This window comes from Arthrospira sp. PCC 9901, from assembly GCF_059013425.1.
Genome location: NZ_CP102296.1, coordinates 4,451,615 through 4,464,767, shown reverse-complemented (window position 1 = coordinate 4,464,767; position 13,153 = coordinate 4,451,615). Strand labels below are relative to the sequence as shown.

Here is a 13,153-nt window from a genome sequence, read left to right as displayed (position 1 = left end):
AGGGATTATTATAATTGATGGTTGGGTGGGTTATTTTATGCAAAATTAAATTGATTTATAGGAGGTTGTAATAATCAATTATTGAGACTATTTAATTGCTAGGGTTTCTCCAGTGGTGACAACTGCACCAGTGATAACTTTAGCAATGACTCCAGTTTGAGCGTGTCCGAATTTGGCGGAGAGTTGAGAGAGGAGAGAGATATCACGATCGCCTGTATCTGGGTTAACATCAATATTCAGACAGCGACCAATAGGCGCGGTGACTTCCACCAAAGCTGATCCCAATTTTAGGCGATTTCCTACCCAGTTAAATTCCGACCAAGCGGGAATATTATCAACTATAAAATTCGCTCTAAAACGGCGCGGATCAATGTAATTAACCCCGACTTTTTCAGCAATATCATCGAGGGTAGCCTGAGAAATAATAGAAATCTGTCCTTGGTGACGGTCTTGATAGCGAGTGTCCCCGGTAGTGGTTCCCACCAAACGCACAGGACTATATTGGGGATGTCTAGCAGAGGTACTAGGGGTGAGAGAGTGTAGATATTCACTGAAAAAAGCACTAATGCGATCGCGTCCGGTTTCAGTCCCTAAATTAGCCGCAGCCAACAATTCGCCATTTTTGGTAATTTCTAAGGTCTGACTGGTAGTATCATAAGCACAATTGAGACTAGCTAACTGTCCCCAATCATTTTGAACAGCAAAATGCTTTTTTGATAGCCAGGGAGTCAGGGGTTGCGCGTCTCCCATATCTGTAAACATCAAAGCAAATGCGCGATCGCCAAGAATGCCAAAGTTTTCTACCAATTGGACGCGATCGCATACTTGCGCGGTCAAACCCTTAACAGGATGTACAAATATTGTGTTAATCTTCATCGGCTATCCAACTCCATCAGACCATATATCAAACCATATCAGATACCCACCCCATGAAAACCTTAAATAAATCCCCCCATTGGCTAGTTATAGCGATCGTCTTTCTTGGTGTGGTAGCCATCTCTACGGGGTCAATTTTTGTGCGTTTAGCCATTGATGCAGCGGGGCTGCGGGGGGTAGGGTTTAGCTTGCTAATATCCGCCTCCCGGCTATCTATTGCGGCTTTATTGCTGACCCCTACCTGGGGGAGAGTTTCCTGGCGCACCTATAAACGAGAGGCGATATTCTACGCCATTGGCGCTGGAATATGTTTAGCCACCCATTTTTCTGTCTGGATAACTTCCCTATCTTATACATCGATTGCGGCATCAACTACTATTGTAACTACCAGTTCTATTTGGGTAGCGGTGTTATCTTGGCTATGGTGGCACGAAAGACCTGGGAAAGCGACCATATTAGGAATGACGATCGCTCTGAGTGGAGGTATGATCATCGGTTTAGCAGATGCTAAATTATCCACAGTGGCTAGTAATCCGATCGCCGGGAATATTTTAGCCCTAATGGGTGCGATCACCGCCGCCCTTTATCTGATGTTAGGAAGAGAAGCACAACAGCGGGGACTATCCCTCAGTGCATATATAGCGATCGCCTATACTGTAGGAGCGATGATTTTGCTACCCCTACCCCTACTATGGGGAGTTAACTATACTGGTCATTCTGCCACAGTCTATTTTTATCTAATCCTGATGGGATTAGTCCCCCAACTAATTGGCCACACCAGCTTTAATTGGGCGGTTAACCGTACTTCCCCCACCTTAGTCACACTGGCGATTTTACTAGAACCTGTGGCGGCGAGTTTTTTGGGCTATCTGCTATTTGCAGAAGTTCCCTCAAGGCGATTAATATTAGGAGCCATAGTCATTCTAACGGGGGTGGCGATCGCTACGCGCGGCAACAATGCCTCTAAAACTCAATCTAACCCACAGGAAACGGCAACCCCCTAACACCTTGTCAGAAGGGACTAGCTGCAATTATGGCTAAATCAAGGTTAAGGAACACACTACTATCGCGAAAAGGGATTAGACTATCCTAGGACTGGTATAACTATGGTGATTGGCGATCGCATAATAGCCGGAACCAGATCAACGATTAGGGCTAAAATTGGAAGGTCGGGAAATGAACTTAACCACTGTTGGGAATGGAAAATATCGAATTGATAGCATTTTAGGTCAGGGGGATTTCTGCATTACCTACAGAGGGACTAATCAGGTAACAGGTCAAATCGTTGCCATTAGAACCCTTGACCTCAACCTGAACGATGATCAAGATATCCCACAACTGCGACATCAATTTATAGCGATCGCTAAACGTTGGAGTCGCTGTCAGCATCCTAATTTAGTCGGGGTTATAGACTTATTTGATGAACAGGGCTTTCCATTTTTAGTTATGACCTATACTCCCGGTCAATCTCTACAAGACTACCTAAAAACTCAGCCCCCCCTACCCGTCCCACAGGCTATTCACTACATTCGCCAAATCGCATTAGCCCTACAAGCAATTCATCAACAAGGACTCATTCACTGTAACCTGCAACCTGCTTGCATTATTAAGCCGATCGGGACTAATTCCTTGATACTTAGTGGTTTGGGAGTCGGTAGTCATCTCAAACCTGATCAACTCAACCGTTATATTTATAACCGTCCCCTCTCCGGTGGATATGCAGCCCTTGAACAATATCTTCCCAATGAACAACCTAGCCAAGCCACAGACATCTATGCACTCTCAGCCCTACTGTACTATCTGTTAACAGGGGAAACCCCCCTAGAAGCGCCCCTATGTGCGAACCAACTCACAGAAGAATTAATCGGAGTGGAAAAACCATCGGTGGGGAAATTGCACCCAGACTTAAACCCAGAAGTGGAAGAAGCTGTGCGCTGGGGATTAGAGATCCAAGCCTCAAATCGTCCCTCTAATATCTCGGAATGGTTGAATATCCTCCCTACCCCGGAAAAAGCCCTAATTATCAGGGAAACTGTGATCAAAATCCCCTACCACAACCATAATCGAGAAACAGAAACCGGCACCCCTAATGATAATTCTGCCACCCCGGCCGGGTATGATCGGCAACAATCTACTACCAAACAGATTAGGCGATCGCCTGTTCCCCAATGGGGGCTGTTGCTAGTATTTTTCCTCACCTCTATGATATCCGGTTGGTTAGGGTTTGCCATTACCCGCAGCTATAGTCAAAAATTAGCGACCCGACCCAGCAACAGCCATTTGAAATCTGAAAAAGAGCTAGGCTTGGTCATAGATCCCAATTCCCCTATCTTTGAAACACCCGCCCTAGTGGGAGAAAATCAGGGCCTGCCTGGTCCTGCTAATGACCTGGAAATATTAGGCGATGGTAGTACCAATCTGGCAGAATTGCTCAAAGATGTGGCTTTTTCAGAAACTCAGGATAATCACCAAGACCTCTATAATAGTTCTGGAGCCATTACCAGTACGGATGATTATGCTGATCAAGCCTTTCCTGAGTCCCCGACTTCATCCTATTGGCAGAATTACCCAGCCCTGGAACCTTCACCAACTCAAAACTCTCGCGATGATCATACCCACAACGAGCCGACAGAACATTATGGCGATCGCATACCTGCTAGAGGTTCCCACGAGACGACTATTGAGGATTTTCGACCCTCTTATCCCCTAGAGTTACCAGAGTTAGCACCAGTTAACCCTGACATTCTCCACAACTCACCTCTCGATCAGGATTTACCTACCACTTTACCTCAACGGCAGATTGAGGATGATTATGATCAATGGTTGAATAATGAACCGCGATCAAGCGATCGTATACTTGAGGACGAGAACCCAAAACGTTGGGATGAGTTTTTACCCCCAAGACCAAGCCAACCCGATTGGGAATTATCCCAGTTTTTCACTTCCAGACCACAGGGATAATCAACTTCCACATCAAAAAGCGCGTGCATCTGAGAGGAAGCGCGTTATAATTTGTTACGGAACTTAGCAAAACTTTTATATGAGTAAGCCATCTGTTCATTCTTTCTTTGTGGGCCGGGCCTTAGCAGAAGGACTCTATGAACAAATTGAAAACATCTTGTCCAATGGCCTGAGTGAATTAGGCAAATTTGATGCCGAACAACGGGAGAAACTCCGTGATTTTACCAATCAGGTCATCCAGAAGGCTGATTCTGAGGCGGAAAAACAGGGTATCAATCAAATGGCAGACAATAGTGGCTTTGGTTCCGAATCAGTTGATTTACAGGAAACTATCGACGACCTCCGGGCGGAAATTGCCCAAATGCGATCGGAACTACAGCGTTACCGTAACCAAGCCTAAGTGCAGACCACTGCCATACATCCTGTCATACATCCTTAATTAAACCCATTGATTAGCTGGAAACGCAATTTTGGAAACGCGAGTGTCTGTTCCCCTTGATGAGTCAAATCATCCCTACCGGAACCATGAAAATATCCCACCTAACCCAGTGGCTTCAGCCACTCCCAAACCCTATGGTCAAAAATCCTACCGTTGGAACCGTAAACATTATTCCCGTCAACGGCGATTTATTGACATTTGGACCTTTGTTCTCCTATGGCTAGGGTGGCTGTGGAGAGATGGTAAACAATGGAGTTACATAGGTGGTTACACCGAAGAAAAAAAACTGGTCAGAAAGAGACAGCAGGCTATCTGGGTCAGGGAAAGCCTCCTAGACCTAGGACCAACCTTTATCAAATTAGGTCAACTGTTCTCCACCCGTGCTGACCTATTCCCCGGTGAATATGTCGAGGAACTTTCTAAACTACAGGATCGCGTCCCCGCTTTTCCCTATGAACAATGTCGGGAAATCATCGACCAAGATTTTGGTAAATCCGTTGAGCAACTATTTCGCAACTTTGACCCGGTTCCCCTAGCTGCCGCTAGTTTAGGCCAAGTCCACAAGGCTCAACTCTACTCCGGTGCTGATGTGGTGGTCAAAGTCCAACGACCTGGACTTAAACAGCTATTTGAGGTCGATCTAGCTATTCTTAAAGGTATTGCTCGCTATTTCCAAAATCATCCTAAATGGGGTCGAGGTCGCGACTGGCTGGGAATTTATGACGAATGTTGCCGAATTCTCTGGGAGGAAATAGACTATCTTAATGAGGGCCGCAATGCGGATACCTTCCGGCGTAATTTCCGCCATTGTGATTGGGTTCAGGTTCCCCGGGTTTGCTGGCAATTTTCATCCCCACGGGTCTTGACTTTGGAGTATCTTCCAGGAATTAAAATTAGTAACTATGAAGCCTTGGAAGCATCGGGTTTGGACCGGAAACAACTGGCTCAAATGGGGGCTAAAGCCTATTTACAACAACTCCTTAATGATGGCTTTTTCCATGCTGACCCTCATCCGGGTAATATTGCCGTTAGTCCCCAGGGACAGCTAATCTTTTATGATTTCGGTATGATGGGGCGGATTACTTCTAATCTGCGGGAAAAGCTGATGGAAACACTATTTGGCATTGCTAATAAGGATGCCGATCGCGTCGTGAAATCCCTCATTGAAGTGGGCGCTTTGGCTCCTACCGGAGATATGAGCCCCGTGCGACGCTCCATCCAGTATATGCTAGATAATTTCATGGATCAACCCTTTGAGGAGCAATCCATTGCAGCTATTAGTGATGATCTCTATGAGATCGCCTATGACCAACCCTTCCGCTTCCCGGCTACATTTACTTTTGTGATGCGTGCCTTTTCTACCCTCGAAGGGGTCGGTAAAGGCTTAGACCCGGAATTTAATTTTATGGAGGTGGCACAACCCTTTGCCATACAACTTATGTCTAATGGAAATGGCTCCCAAACAACTAATAGTATCATAAATGAAATCGGTCGTCAAGCAGCTCAGGTCAGTTCCACGGCTTTGGGTTTACCGAGTCGCATTGAACAAACCCTTGATAAACTAGAACAAGGAGATTTGCGAATGCGGGTGCGGGCGACGGAAACCGATCGCCTCCTGCGCCGGGTCAGTAACGTGCAAATGGGGACTAACTACGCTTTGTTAGTGGGGGCATTTACTTTATCGGCAACACTACTGTTTATTAGTGATCAAGTGTGGTTAGCCCTTGTGATTGCCTTTTTGGCGTTGCTCATGGCAGTTGTTTTGATACGACTGATTAGACAAATCAATCGCTTTGATAGAATGCTGTAGATACAGATATCGCGGGTCGTAAAATGGGCGATGTTGCTCCCCCGGGGTGGCACCAAAGCCCAGTCTGGACATGGGATTCACTCATCAAAAAATGATCATTGATATCCCCACAGACACAAACAACGAAAAAAGCCCAGGGGTCAACCACCCCAAACTAAGGGGTAATCCTCAAGGTTCTAAAAACTTCTAAAAATGTCATAAGAGACATGGGTTATTGATGCCAAAAAACTACCTTTAAATCCTGTGGTAACTATGTCATCTCAAAAAGGGGACTCAACATATTAAAATTTGTCTAGCTAAAAAAACTGATATTATTAAAGGAATTTTAGCTCAGTCCAAGCGTCCCGGAAAAGATGCTACTGCTGTTAACTCAACTTGCTGGTCTATTATGCAACATAGAAATCACTCTCAGCTTCCTCCCCCCATTAATCGGAGTACCGATTTGGTGCTAGTCTGCACGGAGGAAGATTTATGAAACGCTATTTCGCAGGTTTGACTGATACGGGAAAAGTTCGCACTGTCAACCAAGATGCCTATTACATAGACGAGGAAGGACGGTTTTTTATCGTGGCTGATGGTATGGGTGGTCATGCTGGCGGTCAAGAGGCTAGTCAAATTGCCACTCAAACTATTACAGAACATCTTAATGCTCATTGGGATTCTTCGGATCCTTCCCCGGTATTACTCAAAGAAGCCTTTATAGCGGCTAACCGCGCTATCCTTGAAGACCAAATCTCCCATCCTGAACGTTCTGATATGGGGACGACAGCAGTGGTGGCTTTGTTTCGTGACGGGCAGTCCTGGTGCGCTAATGTGGGAGACTCCCGCCTCTATCGCCTACGGGGACATACGTTAACTCAAATTTCGGAAGACCAAACTTGGGTGGCGCAAGCGGTTAAACGTAAGGCTATATCCCCTGATGAGGCGCGGGTACATCCCTGGCGGCACGTTTTGTCTCAGTGTTTGGGACGGGAAGATTTATCTCAAATTGATATTTTTCCCATGGAAATTCAAGCAGGCGATCGCCTATTATTATGCAGCGATGGCTTGACGGAGGAGTTACCAGATTCTGTCATTGCTAATCAGCTTAAATCCATTCGCGCCTGTGAGGCGGCGACTCAGGCTTTGGTTGATGCGGCTATTGATAGGGAAGGGAAAGATAATATCACCGTCATTGTGGTGATGATCAATCAGGACGATTAATTAGGCTTCCATGACTGTTGTTATTGGTCTGATCAGCGGTACTTCTGTGGATGGTATTGATGCAGTTTCAGTTCGTCTGAAAGGATCAACTACAGATCTACAGGTGCAATGTCTAGCTAAGGCTACTTATCCCTATCCGCCTCAACTGCGATCGCAAATTTTAGCCATCTGTGGGGGTGGATCCATTTCTGTGGCTGATTTAGCCACTTTGGATGATGCGATCGCAGGGGAATTTTCCCGGGCGGCTGTGAATATCCAACAACAATCACCACCAGCTGAGTTAATTGGTTCCCACGGTCAAACCGTTTATCACCGACCACCACACCCCGATGCCACTATCCCTTTGGGCTATAGTGTACAACTAGGGCGACCAGAGGCGATCGCTCATCAAACCGGTATCACTACCGTTGGTAATTTTCGCCTCGCTGATATCGCCGCCCAAGGAGAAGGCGCGCCCCTAGTTCCGGCTGTCGATGCCTACCTCCTCCGTCACCCTCACCTCTATCGCTGTATTCAAAATATCGGTGGTATTGGCAATGTTACCGTTTTACCTCCCGCAAATATACCCGAATCACATCCTGTGCGGGGATGGGATACTGGACCTGGTAATGCTTTAATCGATTTAGCCGTCGCATATCTATCTGATGGTCGTCAAAGTTATGATTTAGATGGCGCATGGTCCAGTCGTGGTACTCCCTGCACTCCATTAGTCCAAAAGCTGATGGCAGACCCCTTTTTTCAGACTCCGCCGCCTAAGTCCACCGGACGGGAATTGTTCGGAGTTGAATATCTCCAAAAATACTTACAACAAACTCAAGTCTATAATCTTTCCCCAGCCGATATCCTCGCCACCTTAACCGAAGTTACTGCTGTTTCCATTACCCACAGCTATCGCCATTTTTTGCCCCAATTACCAGATCAAGTCCTCCTATGTGGCGGCGGATGCCATAATCACTATCTCCGAACTCGCCTAGAACAGCTTTTACACCCTATCCCTATTATGACCACCGCCGATGCCGGAGTTGATCCCGATTTTAAAGAAGCGATCGCTTTTGCTGTCCTCGCCTATTGGCGCACCCTCCGCATTCCTGGTAATCTACCCGAAGTTACAGGCGCTAGTCAGTCTGTGCTGTTAGGGAATATTTTTGACCCTCATCGCACCATTGGGCTATAATAACCCCAGTTGTGCAAAATGACATCTGCTCAACAGTTTCCCGACCACTGAGTAACAAATTAGTGCTGTGGCTCACACTTTTTTAATGGAACCTGGTCAGTGGCTGGTGGAAGGAACCTGGCTAGATCGTAATCAAGCGCCTATCAGCGTTCGTGGTAAAACATTAGTTGCATGGCATCAGAGTGAGTGGTTCAGTCTGGTGACTAAGTTGGTGTTTCCAGGAAGCGATCGTGATGACATCATTTTGCAGTATCGAGGACGACTCGACAACAACGAACGTCAGTACACCTTTTTAATGCAGCATAGCGCCTTCGGTAAAGTCGAAGGGGAAGGCTTAATCAGTCCCTCCCTAATTGTCCAACGATTTTGGGTACTTGGGGATGAACGTCAGCGACGCAGTGGTTTGGAAAGTTTCCGCCGCTTTGACAATAATCGATATTATTATTCTAGTGCCATTATGGCTGGTCATCATCTCAATCTCTCCAGCATCATGGAAGCTACCTTAGAACGAAAAACTTAAATCGGTATTTTTTTCATGTATTAATTACCGGGTCGGTGGGGGCGGGTTTATTAATATTGTCGTCGGGAGGCGATGTCCTAGGGGAGGCGCGCCCCTACAATTATTAATTATTAATTATTAATTATTAATTATCAATATCCCATTTTTCTGAAGATTCGGCGGCTTTTGGAGATGACGATCGCTCTAGATCATATAATCCAGTAGGTGGGGAAATCTTGGGTTTTTGAGGTTGGGGCTGTTTGTGACCCCGCCGCCGTTGGGAGGTCTGTTCTTCGCTGGTGTTTTCAGTAATTACCTCATACAAAACCGCCCGTTTTCCGGTTTGGCTTCCCTTACGCAATACCCTTCCTAGACGTTGGATATATTCCCGCTCCGACCCAGTACCTGATAAAATAATTGCGATTTTGGCATCAGGAACATCAACCCCTTCATTCAGAACATGGGAAGCCACGAGGGTTCGATACTCTCCTTGGCGAAATTTATCCAGGATTTGATGACGTTCTTTCACAGGTGTTTGATGGGTGATAGCCGGGATTAAGAAATCTTGAGAAATTCGATAAACCGTAGTATTATCTACTGTAAAAATTAGGGTTCTTTCGGGGTGATTTTGGCTGATAATGTCGGCTAATATCCGTAACTTTCCATCAGTACAAAGGGCGATTTCTTTAGCTTGACGATGGGCTAACATCGCCCGACGACCAGAAGCCGATCGCCCACTGACCATCACAAATTGTTTCCAACCTTCTAAACTACCTAGGCGGATATTTTGGTTTTTGAGAAAATCGTTTCTAACTTTAATTAACTCTTGATAGCGATCGCGTTCAGGTTCCGACAGTTTAACTTTAATCTGCACAATATCATGGTCTGCTAAAGCCACCCCCGCTAATTGTTCCGGTGTGCGATGATAAACCGTAGGACCGATTAAATGGTTTAAATCACTGTGACGACCGTCAGACCTATCTGGGGTCGCCGTTAGTCCTAGACGATAGGGGGCGATCGCATATTCTGCAATGACTCGATAGAAGTCTGTGGGGAGGTGGTGACATTCATCAAACACCAATAAACCATAGCGATTTCCCAGGGTTTCCGCCTGCAAGGTGGCTGAGTCGTATGTGGCGACCAAAATTGATGTTTTATCCCGTGAACCGCCCCCCAACAGCCCAATATCTGCCTCTGGGAAAGCAGCTACTAGGTGGGCATACCACTGGTGCATTAAATCTAGGGTCGGCACCACCACTAGGGTACTACAGGCGATCGCTTCTATAGCCAATTGCGCCAGGTAGGTTTTTCCCGAAGCTGTCGGTAATACCACAACTCCCCTATTCCCGCCATTTTCCCAGGCGCTTAAAGCCTCTTGTTGATGCACATAAGGCGACATTTCTAGGCGGGAAACTAACTTTAAGGGATGGAAGATTTTGGCTTCGTCAAGAAAATCTACTTTTTCCTCTTGTAAACACTTGATCAGAAAAGGGTAAGAAATCGCAGGTACACGAAATTTCTCTACCCGATCATCCCAAACTGCGTAATCAATCCAACCTCTACCTCTGGGGGGAGGATGCAGGGTTAATGTGCCGCGTTCAAAGGTTAATTTAGGTAGGCGAGGCATGAATTATATAGGAAGTAGCTGCTTTGGTTGATTACCATTAACCTGATTCGGGTTATCTTTGAATATCGCGAAATTCACGACCAAAGGGTAATAAAGCCATAGGGATGAGTTTAAAGTGTTGTTTCGCAAAAGGAATCCCAATGATGGTAATTGCCAAAATTAAACCATGCAATAAATGGGATAAGGCGATTTCCCAGCCAAAAAATATTACCCAAACCACGTTAAAAATCATGGTTAACAGATTAGATGAATCCGGGGAAACTACGCTTTCTTTACCAAAAGGGGTCATGGTAGCAAACCCTAGTTTAATGGCTTGGATACCAAAGGGAATGCCGATAATGGTTAAGCAAATAGTGATACCACCAATAATGTAACCTAATCCAGATAAAAAACCTCCGAAAATTAACCAGATGATGTTTCCTAACAAAGTCATAGTTTCAGATTCCTAATTTCCATTTTATTGCCATCCTCTCAGTTGACAGTGAACTAGAGACAGATCCCACATATAATCATTGAGTTTATACTGAGTAGCTGCTTGGGTGATAAAATAACGCGATCGCTCCTGATCACCCGCCGCCTCATAATATAATCCCACATAAAGATGGGCGTAAAATCTACCCTGTTGTCCTAACCAGGTTCCCCTATTGAGCACTTCATCCGGGCTACAATTTCCCTGATATAGGCTGTAAACTTGTCCCATGATTGTCCGAGAATCACCTGAGACAGGCAATAAAGATATTCTAGCTGATTCTACTCCCTGTAATTTAGCCAGACAAAGATATCGCCATACTGTCTCCTCAACATCTTGGTGATTCACAGTCAAATCAATCTCAAACTGATCCGCACCGGCTTGGAACTGTTCCCCATAATAATAGGATAAACCACGCTGCCACAGGTATGGTTTAATCCGGGGGTCTAAGGCTTCGGCTTGGTCGAAGTCCTTAATTGATTCGGCAATTTGACCCAGTTTGAAGTAAACCATCCCCCGGCGAATGTAAGCATCCGGATCACCAGAGCGATCGCTGATTACCTCCTGCCAATGCTTGAGTTGATTTTCCAGTAAAATTTGACGATTCATTCCTACCCTAAAGCACCACTTTTATGGTTAATCCCCTAAACAGATTCCCATACTCCGAGCTGTCTTCACTAGAATATCATTAGTATCAACACCCTTATACTGAGCGATCGCCTCCGCAATGGGTACACTTTCCACATGACGGTTACGCCAAGTTACCATCTGGTCAAACTTGCCATCTGCAATTAAGTCTACTGCTGCTACCCCAAAAGCTGATCCGATTAAACGTTCCACAGAAGAAGGAGTTCCCCCCCTTTGAATATGACCTAAAACTGTCACTCTCGTTTCTGCACCACTAGCCTCGGAAATGCGATCGGCTAAATAATGACCAATACCACCCAGCCTAGATTGACCTAATTGATTAGTGGTCATCACGGTTTCTCCCGCACCAGTCCTAACCGCCTCAGCTACAATCACCAGACAGTAGTTTTTCCCCTGATGCTGCAAATCCTCAATTTTTTGACAAATACTATCCAGACTGTAGGGAATTTCGGGAATCAGAATTACATCCGCACCCCCCGCAATTCCCGCATGGAGAGCAATATGTCCCGCATCCCTTCCCATAACCTCTAAAATCATTACCCGGCTATGGCTGGCGGCGGTGAAGTGCAATCTATCTAAGGCTTCGGTCGCGATATTCACAGCGGTATCAAATCCGATTGATAGATCGGTGCTACCTACATCATTATCTATGGTTTTCGGTACACCAACTAGGTTCAGATTTCCCTGAACTGCTAAACGCCTTAAAATTGCGAGACTGCCATCCCCACCAATGCCAATCAGCGCATCTAATCCTAATTCATGATAACCGTCAATGATTTCTTGGGAGCGATCTTGCACACTACCATCGGCCATCGGAAAAGCAAAGGGATCTCCTTTATTCGTTGTCCCTAGAATTGTCCCCCCTGCTGTCAGAATTGGATCTACTTTTTCTATGGTTAACGGTGTCGCTGATGGCGGACGCAGCATTAAGCCGTGGGTGGCTTGGCGTATCCCCATTACTTCCCAGCCATAAGTCCCCTGGGCTCGATATACCGCCGCCCTAATTACTGCATTTAATCCAGCACAGTCACCACCGCTGGTCAGAATCCCGATGCGCTTAGGTTTTGCCATACTTCTGATTATTCTGATATAGCCTCAAAACAGTTTATCAGTTATTTGCTTTCCCAATTTGATTTTTTAATCAAGTTGCGATCGCCCCAGGTTCATGGGTTGACAGGGCTGCGGAAATTGTTTATAATTACTATTGTAATGCTAAATAATGGAAATATTACCTTTTAACCGAAAAATGTCACTATCTCCATTATCTAATAGTATAGCGTCAACCTCCCCGAAAGTCAACCCACCCCCCCCCAAAAAAAAGGTCGATTTTTTTAACCCTGAAAGTTTGATTTTTTAATCAAGCTGCGATCGCCCCCGGCTCAGGGGTTGACAGGGCTGCGGAAATTGTTTATAATTACTATAGTAATGCTAAATAATCGAAATATTA

General features: G+C 45.7%; 12 protein-coding genes. 7 read left to right on the top strand and 5 right to left on the bottom strand.

Annotated features, from left to right (window positions below; translation table 11 throughout):
• Window positions 1–87: 87 nt before the first annotated feature.
• A complete protein-coding gene (locus tag NLZ44_RS19775) occupies window positions 88–876 on the bottom strand; it encodes an MOSC domain-containing protein (protein WP_315644928.1) in 789 nt (262 codons plus the stop codon).
• 53 nt (window positions 877–929) lie between these two features.
• Here NLZ44_RS19775 and NLZ44_RS19770 point away from each other — a divergent pair, with 53 nt between their 5' ends.
• The 7 genes from NLZ44_RS19770 to NLZ44_RS19740 all read left to right on the top strand — a co-directional run bounded on the left by NLZ44_RS19770 (window position 930) and on the right by NLZ44_RS19740 (window position 8,983).
• On the top strand, window positions 930–1,880 hold the full coding sequence (locus NLZ44_RS19770) for a DMT family transporter (protein WP_006625762.1): 951 nt from the start codon (window positions 930–932) through the stop codon (window positions 1,878–1,880).
• A gap of 172 nt (window positions 1,881–2,052) precedes the next feature.
• Entirely contained in the window at window positions 2,053–3,837 is a 1,785-nt protein-coding gene (locus NLZ44_RS19765) for a serine/threonine protein kinase (RefSeq protein ID WP_493750888.1), read from the top strand.
• Between the two features lie 79 nt (window positions 3,838–3,916).
• Entirely contained in the window at window positions 3,917–4,237 is a 321-nt protein-coding gene (locus NLZ44_RS19760; protein WP_006617515.1) for a DUF6825 family protein, read from the top strand.
• 82 nt (window positions 4,238–4,319) lie between these two features.
• Window positions 4,320–6,086 carry an ABC1 kinase family protein gene (locus NLZ44_RS19755; protein WP_111890870.1) on the top strand — a complete coding sequence of 589 codons (1,767 nt, stop codon included), beginning with the start codon at window positions 4,320–4,322 and terminating at the stop codon, window positions 6,084–6,086.
• 471 nt (window positions 6,087–6,557) lie between these two features.
• Complete coding sequence (locus tag NLZ44_RS19750; protein ID WP_493750887.1) at window positions 6,558–7,289, top strand: PP2C family protein-serine/threonine phosphatase; 732 nt, start codon at window positions 6,558–6,560, stop codon at window positions 7,287–7,289.
• A 10-nt stretch (window positions 7,290–7,299) separates the two neighbouring features.
• Window positions 7,300–8,463, top strand: coding sequence for an anhydro-N-acetylmuramic acid kinase (locus tag NLZ44_RS19745; protein WP_493750886.1), 1,164 nt, complete (start codon window positions 7,300–7,302; stop codon window positions 8,461–8,463).
• 67 nt (window positions 8,464–8,530) lie between these two features.
• Window positions 8,531–8,983 carry a hypothetical protein gene (locus NLZ44_RS19740; RefSeq protein ID WP_493750885.1) on the top strand — a complete coding sequence of 151 codons (453 nt, stop codon included), beginning with the start codon at window positions 8,531–8,533 and terminating at the stop codon, window positions 8,981–8,983.
• A 124-nt stretch (window positions 8,984–9,107) separates the two neighbouring features.
• On the opposite strand, the gene NLZ44_RS19735 is transcribed toward NLZ44_RS19740, so the two are convergent.
• From NLZ44_RS19735 to NLZ44_RS19720, 4 genes are read right to left on the bottom strand one after another with little or no spacing between them, the layout of a single operon-like run.
• Complete coding sequence (locus NLZ44_RS19735) at window positions 9,108–10,589, bottom strand: DEAD/DEAH box helicase (RefSeq protein WP_493750884.1); 1,482 nt, start codon at window positions 10,587–10,589, stop codon at window positions 9,108–9,110.
• 52 nt (window positions 10,590–10,641) lie between these two features.
• Window positions 10,642–11,022, bottom strand: coding sequence for a YccF domain-containing protein (locus NLZ44_RS19730; RefSeq protein WP_006625774.1), 381 nt, complete (start codon window positions 11,020–11,022; stop codon window positions 10,642–10,644).
• Between the two features lie 24 nt (window positions 11,023–11,046).
• Window positions 11,047–11,667, bottom strand: a complete 621-nt coding sequence (locus NLZ44_RS19725) for a tetratricopeptide repeat protein (protein ID WP_493750883.1) — start codon at window positions 11,665–11,667, stop codon at window positions 11,047–11,049.
• Window positions 11,668–11,694: 27 nt separating this feature from the next.
• Window positions 11,695–12,777, bottom strand: a complete 1,083-nt coding sequence (locus NLZ44_RS19720; RefSeq protein WP_006625776.1) for an ATP-dependent 6-phosphofructokinase — start codon at window positions 12,775–12,777, stop codon at window positions 11,695–11,697.
• Between the last annotated feature and the right edge of the window lie 376 nt (window positions 12,778–13,153).